Annotated in this window: 20 protein-coding genes and 1 pseudogene; 8 read left to right on the forward strand and 13 right to left on the reverse strand. The window is 67.6% G+C overall.

Going from position 1 to position 18,170, the window contains the following annotated elements; genetic code table 11:
- The first annotated feature begins 36 nt into the window (after positions 1 to 36).
- On the forward strand, positions 37 to 615 hold the full coding sequence (gene ppa / locus ASF14_RS18125; RefSeq protein ID WP_056438535.1) for an inorganic diphosphatase: 579 nt from the start codon (positions 37 to 39) through the stop codon (positions 613 to 615).
- Between the two features lie 333 nt (positions 616 to 948).
- Here the strand turns inward: ppa and ASF14_RS18130 are convergent, their stop codons facing one another.
- Positions 949 to 1,428, reverse strand: a complete 480-nt coding sequence (locus ASF14_RS18130; protein WP_056438538.1) for a GNAT family N-acetyltransferase — start codon at positions 1,426 to 1,428, stop codon at positions 949 to 951.
- Entirely contained in the window at positions 1,425 to 2,321 is an 897-nt protein-coding gene (locus tag ASF14_RS18135) for a DMT family transporter (protein WP_056438541.1), read from the reverse strand. The genes ASF14_RS18130 and ASF14_RS18135 overlap by 4 nt, the downstream gene beginning before the upstream one ends.
- 233 nt (positions 2,322 to 2,554) lie before the next feature.
- On the opposite strand from ASF14_RS18135, the gene ASF14_RS18140 reads away from it, so the two are divergent.
- Positions 2,555 to 3,325: a transporter gene (locus tag ASF14_RS18140; protein ID WP_056438544.1), complete on the forward strand. Its 771-nt coding sequence runs from the start codon at positions 2,555 to 2,557 to the stop codon at positions 3,323 to 3,325.
- 141 nt (positions 3,326 to 3,466) lie between these two features.
- On the opposite strand, the gene ASF14_RS18145 is transcribed toward ASF14_RS18140, so the two are convergent.
- On the reverse strand, positions 3,467 to 3,877 hold the full coding sequence (locus tag ASF14_RS18145) for an NUDIX hydrolase (RefSeq protein ID WP_056438547.1): 411 nt from the start codon (positions 3,875 to 3,877) through the stop codon (positions 3,467 to 3,469).
- Positions 3,877 to 5,004 (reverse strand): flavodoxin-dependent (E)-4-hydroxy-3-methylbut-2-enyl-diphosphate synthase, encoded by a 1,128-nt coding sequence (ispG, locus tag ASF14_RS18150; RefSeq protein WP_056438549.1) that lies wholly within the window; start codon positions 5,002 to 5,004, stop codon positions 3,877 to 3,879. The genes ASF14_RS18145 and ispG overlap by 1 nt, the downstream gene beginning before the upstream one ends.
- Positions 5,005 to 5,064: 60 nt before the next feature.
- Between ispG and ASF14_RS18155 the strand changes: the two genes are divergently transcribed.
- Genes ASF14_RS18155 through ASF14_RS18165 form a run of 3 tightly spaced genes read left to right on the forward strand, consistent with a single transcriptional unit; the run spans position 5,065 to position 8,080 of the window.
- Positions 5,065 to 6,228, forward strand: coding sequence for an acyltransferase family protein (locus ASF14_RS18155; RefSeq protein WP_056438552.1), 1,164 nt, complete (start codon positions 5,065 to 5,067; stop codon positions 6,226 to 6,228).
- 42 nt (positions 6,229 to 6,270) lie between these two features.
- Positions 6,271 to 7,197: an isoaspartyl peptidase/L-asparaginase family protein gene (locus ASF14_RS18160; protein ID WP_056438556.1), complete on the forward strand. Its 927-nt coding sequence runs from the start codon at positions 6,271 to 6,273 to the stop codon at positions 7,195 to 7,197.
- A gap of 10 nt (positions 7,198 to 7,207) precedes the next feature.
- Complete coding sequence (locus tag ASF14_RS18165) at positions 7,208 to 8,080, forward strand: S1/P1 nuclease (RefSeq protein ID WP_056438558.1); 873 nt, start codon at positions 7,208 to 7,210, stop codon at positions 8,078 to 8,080.
- A 117-nt stretch (positions 8,081 to 8,197) separates the two neighbouring features.
- Here ASF14_RS18165 and pal read toward each other — a convergent pair.
- The 6 genes and pseudogenes from pal to ASF14_RS18190 form a co-directional block, all read right to left on the reverse strand.
- A pseudogene (gene pal / locus ASF14_RS21010) lies at positions 8,198 to 8,692 on the reverse strand (peptidoglycan-associated lipoprotein Pal); the annotation flags it as partial.
- 44 nt (positions 8,693 to 8,736) lie between these two features.
- A complete protein-coding gene (tolB, locus tag ASF14_RS18170) occupies positions 8,737 to 10,146 on the reverse strand; it encodes a Tol-Pal system beta propeller repeat protein TolB (protein WP_056438959.1) in 1,410 nt (469 codons plus the stop codon).
- Positions 10,147 to 10,157: 11 nt separating this feature from the next.
- Positions 10,158 to 11,192: a hypothetical protein gene (locus tag ASF14_RS18175; protein WP_056438560.1), complete on the reverse strand. Its 1,035-nt coding sequence runs from the start codon at positions 11,190 to 11,192 to the stop codon at positions 10,158 to 10,160.
- Entirely contained in the window at positions 11,192 to 11,650 is a 459-nt protein-coding gene (gene tolR, locus ASF14_RS18180; RefSeq protein ID WP_056438561.1) for a protein TolR, read from the reverse strand. The genes ASF14_RS18175 and tolR overlap by 1 nt, the downstream gene beginning before the upstream one ends.
- Positions 11,651 to 11,663: 13 nt before the next feature.
- Complete coding sequence (gene tolQ / locus ASF14_RS18185; RefSeq protein WP_056438563.1) at positions 11,664 to 12,356, reverse strand: protein TolQ; 693 nt, start codon at positions 12,354 to 12,356, stop codon at positions 11,664 to 11,666.
- Positions 12,353 to 12,823, reverse strand: coding sequence for a YbgC/FadM family acyl-CoA thioesterase (locus ASF14_RS18190; RefSeq protein ID WP_056438566.1), 471 nt, complete (start codon positions 12,821 to 12,823; stop codon positions 12,353 to 12,355). Before ASF14_RS18190 ends, tolQ begins: the two co-directional genes overlap by 4 nt.
- A gap of 98 nt (positions 12,824 to 12,921) precedes the next feature.
- Between ASF14_RS18190 and ASF14_RS18195 the strand changes: the two genes are divergently transcribed.
- Together ASF14_RS18195 and ASF14_RS18200 are read left to right on the forward strand one after the other, a co-directional pair.
- Positions 12,922 to 13,344 (forward strand): hypothetical protein, encoded by a 423-nt coding sequence (locus ASF14_RS18195; RefSeq protein ID WP_056438568.1) that lies wholly within the window; start codon positions 12,922 to 12,924, stop codon positions 13,342 to 13,344.
- Complete coding sequence (locus tag ASF14_RS18200) at positions 13,341 to 13,547, forward strand: helix-turn-helix transcriptional regulator (protein ID WP_056438572.1); 207 nt, start codon at positions 13,341 to 13,343, stop codon at positions 13,545 to 13,547. The genes ASF14_RS18195 and ASF14_RS18200 overlap by 4 nt, the downstream gene beginning before the upstream one ends.
- Positions 13,548 to 13,554: 7 nt before the next feature.
- On the opposite strand, the gene ASF14_RS18205 is transcribed toward ASF14_RS18200, so the two are convergent.
- The 3 genes from ASF14_RS18205 to ASF14_RS18215 form a co-directional block, all read right to left on the reverse strand.
- Positions 13,555 to 14,352 carry a hypothetical protein gene (locus ASF14_RS18205; protein ID WP_082442337.1) on the reverse strand — a complete coding sequence of 266 codons (798 nt, stop codon included), beginning with the start codon at positions 14,350 to 14,352 and terminating at the stop codon, positions 13,555 to 13,557.
- Positions 14,353 to 14,656: 304 nt separating this feature from the next.
- Positions 14,657 to 15,643, reverse strand: coding sequence for an NAD(P)H-dependent flavin oxidoreductase (locus tag ASF14_RS18210; RefSeq protein ID WP_056438961.1), 987 nt, complete (start codon positions 15,641 to 15,643; stop codon positions 14,657 to 14,659).
- 348 nt (positions 15,644 to 15,991) lie between these two features.
- Entirely contained in the window at positions 15,992 to 17,242 is a 1,251-nt protein-coding gene (locus ASF14_RS18215; RefSeq protein ID WP_056438578.1) for an aspartate kinase, read from the reverse strand.
- A gap of 54 nt (positions 17,243 to 17,296) precedes the next feature.
- On the opposite strand from ASF14_RS18215, the gene ubiG reads away from it, so the two are divergent.
- The gene (gene ubiG / locus ASF14_RS18220; protein ID WP_082442338.1) at positions 17,297 to 18,034 is read left to right on the forward strand and encodes a bifunctional 2-polyprenyl-6-hydroxyphenol methylase/3-demethylubiquinol 3-O-methyltransferase UbiG; all 738 of its coding nucleotides are present in this window, start codon (positions 17,297 to 17,299) and stop codon (positions 18,032 to 18,034) included.
- Positions 18,035 to 18,170: the final 136 nt, after the last annotated feature.

Genomic DNA, 18,170 nt, shown 5'->3' on the forward strand with positions numbered 1-18,170 from the left:
GGAACTCTTCCGGTATTGGCAAGAAAGACCGATTCGATGCGCATCGACCTCATTCCCGTCGGCAAGAGCCCGCCCGATGACCTCAATGTCGTGATCGAGGTGCCGACCGGCGGCGAGCCCGTGAAGTACGAGTTCGACAAGGCGTCCGGCGCGCTGTTCGTCGACCGCATCCTGCACACGCCGATGCGCTATCCGGCGAATTACGGCTTCGTGCCGCACACCCTGTCGCCCGATGGCGATCCGCTCGACGCGCTGGTCGTGTCGCGCTCGCCCTTCATCCCGGGCTGCGTCGTGCGTGCCCGCCCGATCGCCGTGCTGAACCTGGAAGACGAAGCCGGCGGCGACGAGAAGCTGGTCTGCGTGCCGGTCGACTCGACCTTCCCCTATTATTCGAACGTCGGCGGTCGCGACGACCTGCCCGAGATCGTGTTCCAGCAGATCGAGCACTTCTTCACCCACTATAAGGATCTGGAGAAGAAGAAGTGGGTGCGTATCGGCACCTGGGGCGACCGCGACGAAGCCCGCCGCATCGTCACCGAGGCGATCGAACGCTATGAGGACGCCAAGGCCAAGGGCGAAGAGCCCCACGACCACGACGTCCCCGGCCGCGCCTGATCCTTCCGGTTCCGGTTTGACGAAGACGCCTCGGTGCCCCGCGCACCGGGGCGTTTTTGTTTCTACCTTTCTTCTACTCCCCTCCCGCAGGCGGGAGGGGTTGGGGAGGGCCATCCCGGAGCCTGAGGAAGGGTCCATCCCTTGGCCTTCGACTGCGCCCAGGCTTAACGGAGCGGGGGATGTGCGGCGGCCAAGAAGATTGGTTCGCGCGGAGGCGCGGAGAATGCGGAGGTGGCTCGCCTGCCGCTGACAGCATCCCTCGATCATCAGCCAGAGATGAAGGAATGAGGCACGCCTCGGGGCTCAACACCTCTGCGCGAACCCTATTCCGGTCTACCGTCCCGCGAGCGTCTTCAAAGCCTCACCCGACACCCGCTGCACCGTCCACTCGTCCATCGCCTGCGCCCCCATCGCGCGGTAGAATTCCACCGCGGGCGTGTTCCAGTCGAGCACCGACCATTCGAACCGCGCCCAGCCGCGATCCCGTGCTATCCCCGCCAGATGGATCAGCAACGCCTTGCCGACCCCGCCCCCACGCGCGGAGGGCGTGACGTACAGGTCTTCGAGATACAGCCCGCGCCGCCCGGTCCAGGTCGAGAAATTGGCGAAGAACAACGCAAAGCCGACCGCCTGACCGTCCCGCTCGGCGATGACCGCCTCCGCCGCCGGAGGCACGCCGAACAGCGCCTCGGCCAGCATCGGCTCGGTGGCGACGACCGCGTCGGGCTCGCGCTCGAACGCCGCCAGTTCGCGGACGAAGCCCAATATCGTGGCGGTATCGGCCGGTTCGGCCGGGCGAAGGGTGATGCTCATAATCCGGCCTCGCTCTGCGGTCCGGGCGCGACAGGCCGCCGCACCGCCACCACGCACCCCGCAATGATCAGCACCGCCCCCGCCAGCGTGAACAGCGAGACATGCTCGCCGAACACCGCATAGCCCAGCCCCGCCGCCCAGACGAAGGCGGTATATTCGACCGGCGCCAGCACCTGTGCCTCTGCGCGCGCATAGGCCCAGGCGAGCAGCAGCGCCGACAGGCTGCCGAGCAGCGCGGCGATCACGATGCTGGGCCATTGCTGCGCGGCGGGCCAGCCCGAGACGAAGGGCGCGGCGGGCGTCATCAGCACCGCGATGACCAGCATGGTGAACAGCGCGACCTCGGCCGGGCCCGCGACCTGCGCCTGCCGCCGCAACAGCACCAGACTAACCGCGTAAAGGATCGAGGCGACCAGAATGGCGAGCGAGCCCAGCACCACTTGCGTGGAGGCCTGCGCCTGCACCTCGCCGCCCGCGATCACCAGCACGCCCGCGCCCGCGATCAGCGACCCCAGGATCGCGGCGCGCCGGATTGTCTCGCCCAGCATGAAGGCGGCGAGGAACAGCGCGATCAGGGGCGAGAGAAAGGTCAGCGCGATGCTCTGCGCCATCGGCACCCGCGCCAGGCCCCAGAAGAACAGCAGGACCGAGGCGCCGCCCGTCGCCCCGCGCGCGATATGAAGAGCCAGCACCTCGCGCGCGGGCCAGCGTCCCCGCTTGGCCAGGAACAAGGCGCCGGTAATCGCCACCCCGACCCAGGACCGCCACAGCACCGCGCTATAGGCCCCGCTGTCGATCGACAGCCGCTTCATCAGCGTGTCCATCACCGAATAGATCGCGATACCCAGCGCGGCGGCGCCAAAGGCGATGACGGGAGAGGTGCGCGCGCTCATGCCGTGGCGATACCGGGGCGGCGGCGGAAAGGCGAGGCTGCTATTCCTCCCCTGTAAGGGGAGGTGGCAGGCCGAAGGCCTGACGGAGGGGTATCACCCTATCGAGAGCGGGACACCCCTCCACCATGCTTCGCATGGTCCCCCTCCCCTTGCAGGGGAGGAATTTATGATTGGGATTAAACCCCGCCCGGCATCCGTTGCCCGTTCGAACCGAACATCAAGGGACAAAGGGAATGAAGACGCTGATCGCCGCAACGGGTCTGACGATGCTGCTGGCCGCCCCTGCGGGCGCGCAGGTCACCGCCTCGGTCGGCGCGGACTATGCGTCGGGCCAATACGGCACCAGTCAGGAGGTGCGCAGCGCCAGTTCCACCGCGACGCTGCGCGCCAAGCGCAAGCGGGTGACGGTGTTCGCCGCACTGCCCTATGTGCAGGTCGATGCGCCGGGCAATGTCGTCGCGCCCGGCGGGCCGCTGGGCCTGCCGATCCTGGTCGATCCCACCAAGCCCGCCACCCGTGTGAAGCGCAGCGGGCTGGGCGATGCGGTGGTCGGCGCCTCGGTCCAACTGGTGCCGCCGCGTCGCCATCACCTGGCGCTGGCCCTGACCGGCAGCGCCAAGCTGCCCACCGCCTCGGCCTCGCGCGGGCTGGGCACGGGCAAGGCGGATTATTCGATCGTGGCGGAGGCAGCGGTGCCGGGCAAGGTCACGCCCTTCGCGGCGGTCGGCCACACCTTTGTCGGCCAGCCCGATGGCTATAGCCTGCGCGAGGTGACCAGCGCGCGCGGCGGCGTGGCAGTCGGGATCGGCAAGGCGAGCGAGGTCAGCGTCTCGTACAATTACGCCTCGCGAGTGAGCGATCAGGTCGCCGACCGGCAGGAAATCGGCGCGGGGCTCGACACCGCATTGTCGCAGCGCCTGTCGCTGGGCGTGCAGGGCAGCGCCGGGGTCAGCAAGGGCGCGCCCGATATGGGTGCAGGCGTGCGGCTGGGGTTGCGGCTGTGAGCCATTCCTCCCCTGCAAGGGGAGGTGGCGGGGCGCAGCCCTGACGGAGGGGTGTCGCCGGTCGCGAGGTCATACCGCCTTCGCCAACGGCGACACCCCTCCACCAGCTTCGCTGGTCCCCCTCCCCTTACAGGGGAGGAATTATGGATGCACCAGCATCCGGCGATACCAGGGCAGGATATGCTCGCGGAGCAGCGGCGCCAGCGTCATCATGTCCACCGTCGCCGCATCCACCCAGACCGCTTCTTCGATCTCCGCCGCCGGAACCGGTACGTGCGTGCTGCGCAGGTGGAAGACCGTCGCGTCGATCCGGTGCCCCGGCTCATTCGCCGCCGCCGCCGCGAACCGGCCGACCGGCCGCAGCGCGTCCACATCCACGCGCAGGCCTATTTCCTCGTCCAGTTCGCGGATCAGCGCGGCGGCGGGGTCCTCGCCCGGTTCGATCTTGCCGCCCGCCTGCATGAAGCAGGACGTGCCCGCCTTGCGCACCAGCAGCAATCGCCCCGCCCCGTCGTCGATCAGGGCGGCGGCGATACGGATGACGGCAGGCATTACTCCGCCGCGATCGCCGCCTTGGCGATATCGGCCGCTTCCAGTTCGGCGGCCTTGGCCTCGACCAGCTTGACGATATGCTCGACCATGTCGGCATCCTCGACCGTGTGATCGGTCAGGCCCGACAGATAGACCATGTGCTTGCCGTTGCCGCCGCCGGTCACGCCGATATCGGTCTCGCGCGCCTCGCCGGGGCCGTTGACGACGCAGCCCAGCACCGACAGCGACATGGGCGTGCGGATATGCTGGAGCCGTTCCTCCAGCACCTGCACGGTGCGGATCACATCGAAGCCCTGCCGTGCGCAGGACGGGCAGGATACCACGCGCACGCCGCGATTGCGGATGCCCAGCGCCTTCAGGATCTCGAAGCCGACGCGCACCTCTTCCTCGGGCTCGGCCGAGAGCGAGACGCGGATCGTGTCGCCGATCCCGAACCAGAGGAGCGAGCCGATGCCGATCGAGGACTTGACCGTCCCGCCGATCAGCCCGCCCGCCTCGGTGATCCCCAGATGCAGCGGGCAGTCGGTCGCCTCGGCCAGCCCCTGATAGGCCGCGACCGCCAGGAAGACGTCGGACGCCTTCACCGCGACCTTATATTCGTGGAAGTCATGGTCCTGGAGCAGCTTGATATGGTCGAGCGCCGACTCGACGAGCGCCTCGGGGCACGGCTCGCCATATTTTTCGAGCAGGTCCTTCTCCAACGACCCGGCATTCACGCCGATTCGGATGGCGCAGCCATTGGCCTTGGCGGCGCGTACGACTTCGGCGACGCGCTCGGACGAGCCGATATTGCCCGGATTGATGCGCAGGCACGCGGCCCCCGCATCGGCGGCTTCCAGCGCGCGCTTATAGTGGAAATGAATGTCCGCGACGATGGGAACACGCGCCGCCTTGGTGATCTTGGCCAGCGCGGCGGTCGAATCGGTGTCAGGGCAGGAGACGCGGATGATGTCCGCACCCGCCTCTTCGCAGCGCCGGATCTGGTTGATCGTGGCGACCGGATCGCTGGTCGGCGTGTTGGTCATGGTCTGCACGGTCACGGGGGCGTCGCCGCCCACGGGCACGTTGCCCACCATGATCTGACGGCTTTGGCGGCGGACGATATCACGCCAGGGACGAATGGACATGGACCGCTATATACGCGCAGCGAGTTGCGGTTCAAAGTCAGTGCTGTACCAGACCGCCAAATGACCGCCGCCCCCATCCCCCGCCATTACGGCCTAGACTGGTTGCGGATCGGCGCCTTCGCCATCCTGATCCTCTATCATATCGGCATGGTGTTCGTGCCCTGGGGCTTTCACGTCCAGCTGGCGCGGCTGCCCTGGGTGGCGATCCCGATGCTGGCGAGCAATCCGTGGCGGCTGATGCTGCTGTTCGTCGTGTCCGGCTATGCCACGCGCGCGCTGGCGGTGCGGCATCCCAGCGTCTTCAGCTTCGCGCGGGGGCGCAGCATCCGGCTGCTCGTGCCGCTGCTCTTCGGCGTCTGCGTGCTGGTGCCGCCGCAGATCTGGGCCGAGCTGGCGAGCAAATATGGCTATGCCGGATCCTATTGGACCTTCTGGATGCGGGACTGGCTGGGCTTTCGGGCGATCGGGGGCGTGGTGCCGACGCCCGCCTGGAATCACCTTTGGTTCGTCGGCTATCTCTGGGCCTATACCATGGCGATCGCGGTCATGCTGGCGGTCGGCCATGGCCTGGCCGGGGCAACGCAGCGGCTGTTCGACCGGGTGTTCGGCGGATGGGGCGGCGCGGTGCTGCCGGTGGTCTGGCTGTTGCTGGTCGATATCCGGCTGTTCCCCGGCCAGTCGGAAACCCATGGCCTGCTCGACGACTGGCTGGCGCATGCCATCTATCTCCCCGCCCTGCTCTTCGGCTTCGGCATGGCGGGGTCGGAGCGGGTGCTGGACAGCTTCCGCCGGGGCTGGGTCGTCGCCGCGCTGATCGCGCTGGCCAGCTATGCGGTCGCCGCCGGACTGGAGTGGCGCTGGCCGGGCATGGCGGGCGCGCCGCCGGGGCTGGGCATCGTCTTTGCGGGCGCGCGCGCGGTACAGGGCTGGATGGCGGTCGTCGCGCTGATCGGGGTGGCCGAGCGATTTTGGAACCGCGACCATCCCTGGCGGCGGACGCTGACCGAAGCGGTCTTCCCCTTCTATCTGATCCACCAGACGATCATCATTCTGGTCGCCTTTGCCTTGCGCGGGCTGGGCTGGCCGCTCTGGCTCGATACCATGATCCTGATCGCGGCGACGGTGGCGGGATGCTGGGCCTTTTATCTGATCGGACGCAATGTCAGATGGCTACGGCCCCTCATAGGCTTGAGGCCGGGGGATGGCAGCAAGCCTGCGATCTGATAGGGGCGCGGGCGTTTCCCTGACAGTTTCGGAGTTTCGCCCATGTTCCCATCCTGGTCGCTGGTCATCCATGGCGGCGCGGGCCGGATCACCCGTGATGTCCTGACGCCCGAACAGGATGCAGGCGCCCGCGCCGGGCTGGACGCCGCGCTCAAGGCCGGGTCGGCGGTGCTGGCCGATGGCGGCGGCGCGCTGGACGCGGTCGAGGCGGCGGTACGCGTGCTGGAGGACGATCCGCATTTCAACGCCGGACGCGGCGCCTGTTTCACGCGCGAGGGGACCAATGAACTCGACGCCGCGATCATGGACGGGCGCGACCGGCGTGCCGGATCGGTCGCGGGGGTGACTCGCACCCGCAATCCGGTGTCGCTCGCCCGCCAGGTGATGGAGGCGAGCCCGCATGTCCTGCTCGCCGGATCGGGCGCGGATCGCTTTTCGGTGGAACAGGGGCTGGAGCAGGTCGACCCCAGCTGGTTCCACACCGACGAGCGGCGGCGCCAGCTCGACGAGCTCCTCTCCCGCAATGCCGACGCGTTCGATAGCGACATGAAATACGGCACGGTCGGCGCAGTCGCCTGCGACACCCAGGGTCATGTCGCCGCCGCCACCTCGACCGGGGGCGTGACCGGCAAGCGCTGGGGGCGGATCGGCGACTCGCCCTTGATCGGCGCGGGCACCTATGCCGACGACTGGGCCTGCGCGGTGTCGTGCACCGGATCGGGCGAGGTCTTCATCCGGGTCGGCGTCGGGCATGAGATCGCCGCGCGCCGCCGCTTCACCGGCGAGGATATCCAGACCGCCGCCGACACCGTGCTGGCCGAGGTCAAGGCATTGGGCGGCACCGGCGGCACCATCGTCGCGGCACCCGACGGCGCCATCGCGTGGAGCCTGACGACGGCGGGCATGTATCGCGGCCGCGCGACTTCGGCGGGCGAACATCGGGTGGCGATCTATGCCGACGAAGGATAAAGGGCGCGCTATGAAGCACTTGCGCATTCTCCTCGGGATGCTGGCGGGCCTGTTCGCCAGCCTGTCCCTCGCCTCCCCCGCCGCCGCCTATTGGGAATATGGCCACGAGACCGTCGCGGCCATCGCCTGGGCGAACATCACCCCGCATGCCCGCGCCGAGATCCGCCAGATCCTGCGCGCCCAAGCCCAGCTCGATACGCCGACCTGTCCGGTCCGGACGATCGAGGAGGCCAGCGTCTGGCCCGATTGCGTCAAGCCGCTGAAGGACGAAAACGGCAAGTCGCGCTTCGGCTATGCCTATGTCTGGCATTATCAGAATATCGACATCTGCCAGCCCTTCCGCCTGCCCCCGGCCTGCGACACGGGCGACTGCGTGTCGGCACAGATTCCGCGCCAGCTCGCCATCCTGAGGAACAGGCATGCGGGCGCGAAGGAGCGGGTGATGGCGCTGGCCTTCCTGGTCCATTTCGTCGGCGACCTGCACCAGCCGCTCCACGCGGGGGACAAGAGCGACAAGGGCGGCAACGACACCCATGTCGATTACGGCACCTATGCGACGCCCCGCCTGAACCTGCATTCGATCTGGGACGGCCTGCTCGCCGAGCGGGCGATCTCGACCCCGCCCAAGCTGGTCCGCGCCTATCCGGCGGCCGAGCGGCGGCGCGAGTCGGCGGGCGGCGTGACGGCGTGGAGCCGCGAGAACTGGGCCATCGCCAAGCGCGCCTATGCCGCCGCGATGGGGGGCGATCCGTGCCGGCCGACGCCGGCGCATATGACGATGGATGAAGCCGCGATCCGCGAGATGGCACCGGTCGAGCGCGAACAGGTGAAGCGTGGCGGGTTGCGGCTGGCGAAGCTGCTGAACCAGGCTTTCCGGGGATAACCCCATTCCTCCCCATCTCCGATGGGGAGGGGGACCGCCGCGAAGCGGTGGTGGAGGGGCAGACGGACCGGCCACTCTAGGAAAAATGTGACTGCTGGTTCGAATGTTCAAGGTTGTATTCTCGGCATAGCTGGCTTCGTCCGAACCCAGCGCGACCGGGCGCTCCTTGCCATAGCTGATGACGTTCATCCGCTCCGGCGAAACACCGCGTGCCGCCAGATAGTTCTTGGCGGCGTTGGCGCGACGATCACCCAGGGCGAGGTTATATTCGCGGGTGCCGCGCTCGTCGCAATGTCCCTCGATGGTGATGCGGACATTGGGATAGCGTGCCAGCCACTGCGCCTGGCTGTCCAGGATCGCGCGCGACTGGGGATCGATGTCATATTGGTCGAGCCCGAAATGGATCGTGTTCGACGTCACCGAGCGCTTGAAGTCGGCGTCCGAGCCGGGAACGATCGCGCCGTCCGGATTGGTGGTCGCACCCGCATTGGGATCGACGCCATTGCCCTGGCTGACCGGCGCGGGCGGCAGCACTTCGGGGCGCTTCTTGGCGCAGCCCGCCATGGCGATCGCCATGGTGGCGACGACGAGCGTGGTCTTGATCTTGGTCATCGGACTCTCAACTCCCTACAGATTGGTGGAACCCCCGAAACAATTTACTGGCGCAGCGGCCCCCAGGCGGGGTCCGACCCGTCGAGCGGCGTCGGAATACGACGCTCGTTCACGCCCGTCAGGTCGACCATCCACACATCCGCCTTGCCCGACGACCCCTGCGTCGAGCGCTGGAAGGTGATGACGCGGCCATTGGGCGACCAGCTCGGCCCCTCGTCCTGCCAGCTGTTGGTCAGCAGCTTTTCGCCGCCGCCCGACGGGTTCATGATGCCGATCCGGAACGCACCGCCCAGCTTGGTGAAGGCGATCAGGTCGCCGCGCGGGCTCCACACCGGGGTCGCATAGCGCCCGCCGCCGAAGCTGATCCGCTGCTGGTTCGAGCCATCGGCATTCATGACGTAGATCTGCTGCCCGCCGGACCGATCGCTCTCGAACACGATCTTCGAACCATCGGGGGAATAGCTGCCGCCGGTATCGATCCCCGGCGCATTCGTCAGGCGTTGGGGTGCCCCACCTTGCGACGACACGCGGTAGATGTCGGTATTGCCGCCCTGCGCCATCGAGAACAGAATCCAGCGGCCATCGGGCGAGAAGCGCGGCGCGAAGGTCGTCGCGGCGTTCTGCACCACCAGACGCTGGCGCCCGGTGCCGATGTCATAGACATAGATGGCGGGCCGCTTGTCGATATAGGACATATAGACGATCGACTGCTGGTTGGGCGCGAAGCGCGGGGTCAGCACGATCGACTGGCCGTTGGTCAGGAAACGATGGTTCGCGCCGTCCTGGTCCATGATCGCCAGCCGCTTGATGCGACGCGCCTTGGGCCCGGTTTCCGAGACATAGGTGATGCGGCTGTCGAAATAGGGGCCTTCGCCGGTCAGCTTGGTATAGATGGTGTCGGCGCATTTGTGCGCCGCACGCCGCCAGTCGCCCGGCGACACGACAAAGCCCTGTCGCGCCAGCTCGCTCTTGGCCAGCACGTCATAGAGATAGCAGCCGACCGTCAGCGTCCCGTCGCCATTGGCGCGGACATAACCCTGGACCAGCGCCTGCGCGCCGGTGCCGTTCCAATAGTCAAAGGCGGGCGCCGTCACTTCCGGGAAAGACACGGTGCGCAGCTGCGCGGGCGGGATCGGCGTGAACAGCCCTGAATTGCGCAGGTCGTTGACGATGATCTCGGACAGCTTCTGCCCCACCACGTCGGTGGTGCCCGCCGGGGTCTGCACCACCGCGCTGGTCGGCATCGCCGGGACAGCGATCGGCATCGGCGCGGAGATACCGCCCTCGACATCGACGACCAGCCCTTCCTGACCGTTGGCAGGCTGGGCGGCGGGCTGCTGCCCGGCGGCGGGAGCGGCCTGATCCTGGGTTGCGGGCACGGGCACATCCTGTGCCCCCACAGCGCTGGCCGCCAGCGCCAGGGTGAGCGGAAGAGTCAGCAGGGAACGGGGCATAAGCATCATCCTCAACCCGGAAGTTTGTAGCGCAGCGTGATGTTCCGCCAGCCATTGGGAATGTCGTACAGTTCCTGCGGAAGCCCCCGCAGCGGCGAGCAGCCCTTGAACGTCGCGATCGCCAGCGCGTCGACGCGGTCGACATAGCGGTCATTCTCGCCGTCGACGCCGGTATGGCCGACGACGCGCGGTTCGGAGGCCAGGCTGCCGTCGCGGTTGATGTGCAGGTTGATCGCGACCCGAATCTTCTCCGCGCCCGGTCCCGGCGTCACCTGCCGATTGGCGCAGGGCTGGACCTGCCGCTGGATCGCCGAGGCGATATTGGCCAGCTGCAGCGCGCCCATCTTCGCCGCCGGAGCCGCTTCCGACCTGGAGGGCGACGGATCGGGCGACAGGCCCTTCAGGAAATTGTCGCCCAGACGCGATCCGCGCGGCTTGGCCGTGGTCGCCGTCTGGCTCTGGCCGCTGCCCCGCGCCGGGGTGGCGGGCTTGGCGGTGGAGGGCCTGGCCGCCGGGCTCGGCTTGGCCGGAGCGGCGGGCGCGGGCTTGGCCTCGCGTACCGGCTTGGCGGGCGCGGGCTTGGCGGGCGCGGGCTTTTGTTTCGGCTGGGGCTGGGGCTGGGGCTGGGGCTGCGGCTGGGGCTTTTCCGCCGGTTTGGGCTGGGGCCTCGGCTGCGGCTTAGGTTCCGGGCGCGGCTGGGGCTTGGCCGGTTCGGGTTTCGGCTGGGGTTTAGGTTGCGGCTGAGGTTTCGACTGCGGCGCCGGGGGCGGCGGGGCGGGCTGGGGCTCGGGTTCGGCCTCCACCGGCTCGGGCGGCGCGGCGTCCTCGGGCGGTCCTTCCTCGGGCGCGATCGACTGGGCGGCCTGCTCGTTGGGGTTGGGCGACGCGGCTTCCAGCGCGACGTCCTTGACCAGCGAGATGTCGATCGGCGTGACCTTCAGCTTTTCCGGGTTCGGCGTCGACAGAAAGCCGACCGACAACAGGCCGAACAGGACGATATGTCCTGCGACCGCAATCGCCAGTCCGGTCCGTTCCCCACGCTCCATTAGCGGGTGCCCGCTCCCTGTGACGGTCCGCCCTCCACGGTGACCAGCGACACGCGGTTCAGCCCGGCGCGGTTCAGCTCGCCCATCACCCGCATCACCCGGCCATAATCCAGCGCGCGGTCGGCGCGCAGATAGACCTGCGGCACCTGTCCGTCTGGGCCCTTGCGGGCCGCGATGGCGTCCAGCCTGGCGGGCAGGTCGCCTTCGGTGATCTCGTCATCGTTCAGGAACATGCGCCCCTGTTCGTCGATCGCGATCTGTTCGGGCTTCTGCTCCTGGTCCAGCGCCTTGGCGCGGCTGTCGGGCAGGTTGACCGGCACGCCGCTCGTCAACAGCGGCGCGGTCACCATGAAGATGATCAGCAGCACCAGCATCACGTCGACCAGCGGCGTCACGTTGATGTCCGCCATCGGCGCACGGCGGCCCCGACCGGAGCGGGAGGGAAGGTTCATGGCCATCGCCGCTACCCTTTCAACGCGCCTGGTCGAGCTGGCGGCTGAGCGTGGTGTGGAAGCCGTCGGCGAAGCGGTTCAGCGACGCCTCCACCCGGTTCACGCCGTGGCTGAAGCGGTTGTACGCTATCACCGCCGGGATGGCGGCGAACAGGCCGATGGCGGTGGCGAACAGCGCCTCCGAAATGCCGGGCGCCACGACCGCCAGCGAGGTGTTCTGCGCCTGTGCGATGCCGGTGAAGCTGCGCATGATGCCCCAGACGGTGCCGAACAGCCCCACGAACGGCGCGACCGAGCCGACCGTCGCCAGCACGTTCAACCGGTCCGACAGCTTGTCGATCTCGCCCGCCACGGCCGATCCCATCGCGGTCGCCAGGCGCTCGCGCGTGCCGTCGCGGTCGATATGCCCGCCCGCGGTCGAGCGCCGCCATTCCTGCACACCCGCCGAGAAGACCCGCGCGGATGGCAGTTCATTGTCCTGCTCCATCCGATGAAAGGCATCGATATCCTCGGCCTTCCAGAAATCGCGCTCGAACCGGGTCATGCCCTTCTTCGTGCGCGCCAGCTTGCGCGAGAAGGCGACGATGATCGCCCAGGTCCAGATGCTGGCGAGCAGCAGGCCGATCATCACGAACTTCACCACCCAGTCGGCGTGGATGAACAGCGCGACGGGCGACAAACTGGCGGCATCCATGTTGAAGACGGGATTCATGGGTGTTGGGTGTCCCCTTGCCAGACAAGGCGTTGGTAGATGGCGATCCAGTCGGCGGGCTGCCGACGCGGGCGACCGTTCGGGCCGACCCACGCGACGGTCACGCGCGCGTCGGTCAGCTTGACCGCCCCGCACCTGACTGTCTGATGAATGACGACGCGCACCGCACTGACCTCGATCAGTCGGGATGTGACGATCAGGTCGTCGTCGAGCCGCGCGGAGGCGGCATAGCGGATGGCGATGTCGGTGACGGCATAGGCGCCCTGCCCCGCCTCATGCGCGCCGCGCTGGTCGATCCCGGCTGTCCGCAACATGTCGGAGCGGGCGCGCTCCATATAGCGCAGGTAATTGGCGTGATAGACCACGCCCGACAGGTCGGTATCCTCGAAATAGACACGCACCGCAAAGCGATGCTCATGCCCCTCGAAGCGGCCGCCCTTCGGCTGGTCTTCTCCCGTCACCGTCATGGTGACTGCCCGTTAACCCATCCGTCCGGGCGAAGGAAGGCACTTGCACGCCTGTTACCTACAGGTTACATGAAACCTATAGGTTACAGGAGGTTGTGATGAATCTGGTGGAAAAGGCGGAACAACGCAGTCGGTTGCGGGCGGCGCTATTCTACGCGCTGGCGACGATATTGCCGCTGATGACGATCCTGGCGTTGGCGGGACCCGGCGAATCCACGACCCGGCTTCTGCTCTGGCTGCTCATAATCGGGCTGGCCGCCTTGAACCTCAGTAGCCTCCCGTTTCGCTGGAGCCGGTGTGGACCGGTATCCCGTCTCATGAATGACGAGACGACCAAGGATCACCGGCGATCAAGTTTTGCCGCCGGCTTTTGGGCAATGATCCTGTCGGCGGCGACGACCATGGTGGTGGCGACCTTCCAACCATTGGGTGCTGCGGCCCTGGGCCGAATCACGATCACCGCCGGGCTTACCGCTGCGCTCATCGCCTTTGCCACATTGGAACTGCGCGCCAGCCGATGAACGAGACGCTTTGCAACGACCTGAAGGCCGCCCGCGAGGCGGCAGGGCTGACCCAGGGCGCGCTCGCCGAGGCGATCGGGGTCAGCCGCAAGACGATCAACACGGTCGAGAACGGCGTCTTCCAGCCCTCGACCCTGCTCGCGCTGAAGTTGGCGCGCGCCCTGGGCCGACCGGTCGAATCGCTGTTCTGGATCGCCGATTGACCCGTGCCTACTGGATCGCGGCGGGATCGACCTTCAGCGAGGGCGGGTTGATGACCGGCGGGGTATAGGGCTTGGCGGCGGGCACCGGCTGGCTCGACGGGACCGGGCCGGTGGGCGCGGTGGCCGGGGCGATGGCGGGGGCCGCGCTGCTCGCGATGGTCAGCGGGGCGACGCCCTGCTGCACCGGCACCATCGTGCCCGCGCGCCAGGCGTCATAGGCGCGGAAGAAGGCGATGAAGGGTGCGTTGAGCTTTTCCAGCCGCTCGGCCGCCTTCATGTCGAAAGCGGTGGTCGGGGCGGCGCTGATGTCGGCCAGCACTTCGTCGGCGGCGGCGCAGAAGGTCTTGCGGACCGGCGTGATCGAGAAGAAATTGTAGAGCCGGGTCATCGCATCGTCATAGCTGTCGCGCCAGTCGCCGCCCTGCGCCTGATACTCCGCCGAATAGCGCTTTTCCGCGGCCGCCAGCTCGATCCGCTGGACGGTCAGCATGGTGTTGTAGCGGGTGACGATCTGCCCCTCATCCGGCCCGCGACAGGCCAGCGCGGCGACGTTCAGTCCCGAGCGCAGGTGCCAGACGGTGGCGGCGCTGGTCAGCGAGCGATTGGGCGTGGCGTAATTGCCGTCGGGCAGCAGGGCCGGGATTCGCATCCCCGGCGTGGCACCGGCGGGCAGGGCTGCGCGGACATATTGCGGCGGGGCCGGGACCATGACCGGCGGCGGCGCGACCTTGGCGGTTTCGCGCGCGGCGCATCCCGCCAGCGACAGGCCGATCGCCACACCCGATACAATACGCAAACTCGCCATGACCCTGATCCTCGGAAAACCCCGCCCCCGGTTATGGGCGACGTCATGCCGAAACAAGGTTAACACGTCGTAACCTGTGCGATGAAACGAGGCGTATGTCAGGGGGTTGGAAGTCGTATCATTCCTCCCCTGCAAGGGGAGGTGGCAGGGCGAGGCCCTGACGGAGGGGTGTTACGGCCAGTGGGGACACCCCCTCCACCATCCTTTGGATGTGTGCGAGCGAGATGGTGCCCCCGGCACCATCTTGACGTGCCGGGGGCACGTCAAAGCTCGCTCACCCTCCCCTTGCAGGGGAGGAACAGGTTTACGCCGCGCGCGCGACCAGTGCGGCGGCGGCTTCGGTCATCAGCTGCGCGAGGATGTCGGCGATCGGCTCTTCCTTCGTGACCATGCCGACCGACTGGCCTGCCATCACCGAGCCATGCTCGACATCGCCGTCGATCACCGCGCGGCGCAGCGCGCCCGCCCAGTAATGTTCGATCTGGAGCTGCGCCTCCATCATCGCGACCTTGCCCTCGTCCAGCGCCTGGGCGACTTCGCGCTGCTTGGCGGTGAACAGCTCGCCGCCCGCATTCTTCAGCGCGCGGACCGGGATGACCGGCAGGCGCGGGTCGATCTGCACGCTGGCCACCGCATCGCGGGCCGAGGCGCGGATGAACGCCTTCTTGAAATTGGCATGGGCGATCGATTCGGTCGCACAGACGAAACGCGTGCCGAGCTGAACGCCCGCCGCGCCCATGTCGAGATAACCCGCGATCGCCTCGCCCCGGCCGATACCGCCCGCCACGAAGACCGGCACCTGCTCCGCGATCTCGGGCAGCATTTCCTGCGCCAGCACGCTGGTCGACACCGGGCCGATATGGCCGCCCGCTTCCATGCCCTCGATCACCAGCGCGTCGACGCCCGAGCGGATCAGCTTCTTGGCGAGGCTGAGCGCGGGCGCGAAGCAGATGACCTTGGCCCCCGTCTCCTTGATGGCCTCCAGCGCGCCCTTGGGGGGCAGGCCACCGGCCAGCACCACATGGCCGACCTGGTGACGGCCGCACACGGCGATCAGGTCGAATAGCTGCGGGTGCATGGTGATCAGGTTCACGCCGAACGGGCGGCTGGTCATCGCCTTGGTCGCGGCGATCTCGGTATCGAGCAGCTCGGGGGTCATCGCGCCGCACGCGATCACGCCGAAGCCGCCCGCATTCGACATGGCGGAAACCAGGTTGCGCTCCGAGACCCAGGACATGGCCCCCGCCATGATCGCCATGTCGGCGCCCAGAAATTCCGCGCCGCGCGCCATGCGGGTGGCGAGACGCTGTTCGCCGGTGGTGGTGGTGAGGGTGTCGGTCATCGACGCTCCATGCCTTGGGCTGGAGCGGACGGCAAGATTTGGTTCACGCGAAGCCGCGATGCCGCGAAGAAGAATGGGTTCGCGCGGAGACGCGGAGGCGCGGAGATGACCTGCGCGCGGCAGCGCCATCACTTGATCGACGATGGTTGAAAAAGGAGCGGCGACGCGGCTGGATTCACCACCTCCGCGTCTCCGCGCCTCCGCGCGAACCAATCTTCTTGAAGACTCTTCGCGTCTTCGCAGCTTCGCGCGAACGAAAGCCCCCTCCCCGAGCCAAACCCAGAGAGGGGGAAGCCTTTAGGCCGCTTCGGCGTCCAGGCCGTAAGCGGTGTGCAGCACACGCACCGCCAGTTCGGTATAGTCCTCTTCGATCAGCACGCTGACCTTGATCTCCGAAGTGGTGATCGCAAGGATGTTGATCCCGCGCGCGCCCAGCGTCTGGAACATGGTCGAGGCGACGCCCGCATGGCTGCGCATGCCGACGCCCACGACCGAGATCTTGGCGACCCGCGTGTCGTGAACGAGGTTGCCGTACCCGATCTCGCCGCTCGCCTTTTCCAGCACGTCCAGGCTGCGCGCCAGGTCGGCCGAGGGCACGGTGAACGTCACGTCGGTCGAACCGGTCGAATGCGCGATGTTCTGGACGATCATGTCCACATTGATCCCCGCATCGGCCAGCGGCGCGAAGATCGCGCCGACCGCGCCGGGGCGATCCGGCACGGCGGTCAGGGTGATCTTGGCTTCGTTCTTGTCATGCGCGATGCCGGTGATGAGCTGGCGTTCCATATCGTCGATTTCCTCTTCGCCCACGATCAACGTGCCGCGATGTCCGTCTTCGTCCCGTGCGTCGTCGAACGAGCTGAGCACCCGCACGCGCACTTGTTCCTTCATCGCCAGACCCACCGAGCGGGTCTGGAGCACCTTGGCGCCGACGCTGGCGAGTTCCAGCATCTCCTCATAGGTGACCTTCGACAGCTTGCGTGCGCGGGGCACGATGCGCGGGTCGGTCGTGTAAACGCCGTCGACATCGGTATAGATGTCGCACCGCTCCGCCTTCATCGCCGCCGCAACGGCGACCGCGCTGGTGTCCGAGCCGCCACGCCCCAGCGTCGTGACCCGGTTGCCCTCGGCCACGCCTTGGAAGCCGGGGATCACTGCGACCACACCGCTGGCCAGGCTCTGGTCGAGCGCGGTCGTGTCGATCTCGCCGATCCGCGCCTTCGCAAAGGCGGTGTCGGTATGGATCGGCAACTGCCAGCCCAGCCACGAGCGGGCGGGGACGCCCATCGCCTGGAGCGTGATCGCCAGCAGCCCGCTGGTGATCTGTTCGCCCGCCGAGACGACGACGTCATATTCCTGGGGATCGTAAAGCGACGAGGCCTCGCGGCAGAAACCGACCAGCCGGTCGGTCTCCCCCGCCATTGCAGAGACGACGACCGCGACCTCATGGCCCGCCTCCACCTCGCATTTGACCCGCGCCGCCACGTTGCGGATGCGCTCGATTCCGGCCATCGAGGTGCCGCCGAACTTCATCACGATACGGGCCATGCGGTTTTTGCCAATCTCCTTGGGGTAAAACGGCGGTCCTGATAGGTAGCCCCCATGACGAACGCAAGCCATTTGAACGATTCTACCATTATTGGGGCCGAAGCCGCACATTTCGGAAAGATGGCGGCGGATTGGTGGGATCCCAAGGGGTCGAGCGCGATGCTGCACCGACTCAACCCGCCCCGGCTGCGTTACATTCGCGAGCAGATCGATCTGCATTGGGATGCGGACGGACAGGGCTTCACGCCGCTTTCAGGCAAGCGGGCGCTGGATATCGGGTGCGGCGCGGGATTGTTGTGCGAGCCGCTGGCGCGACTCGGGGCCGAGGTGACGGGGCTCGACGCCGCTGCCGAAAATGTCGCGGTCGCCGCCGCCCATGCCGCGCAATCGGGGCTGGACATCCACTATCGTGCGGGCAGCGTCGAGGGGCTGGCAGGTGAGACGTTCGACCTCGTCACCTCGCTGGAGGTGATCGAGCATGTCGCCGATCCGGCGCGATTCGTGCGCGGGCTGGCCGATGCGCTGGCGCCGGGCGGGCTGATGATCCTGTCGACGCCCAACCGCACGCCGTTGTCGAGGCTGGCGCTGATCACGCTGGCCGAAGGGACGGGTGCGATCCCCAAGGGCACGCATGACTGGTCGAAGTTCCTGACGCCCGACGAGCTGACCGCGCTGCTGACCGACGCAGGACTGACGGTGCGCGACGTGCGGGGCCTGAGCTATTCGCCGACCAAGGGGTTCATGGTCAGCGACTCGACCGCCCTCGACTATTTCGTGACCGCGACCCGCTGACGCTTTTCCTCCCCTGCAAGGGGAGGTGGCAGGCCGCAGGCCTGACGGAGGGGTGTCCCAGCCCGATCGGGCGGAACACCCTCACAAGCGGGGACACCCCTCCACCATGCTTCGCATGGTCCCCCTCCCCTTACAG

The organism is Sphingomonas sp. Leaf257, from assembly GCF_001422185.1.
Lineage (GTDB): Bacteria > Pseudomonadota > Alphaproteobacteria > Sphingomonadales > Sphingomonadaceae > Sphingomonas > Sphingomonas yabuuchiae.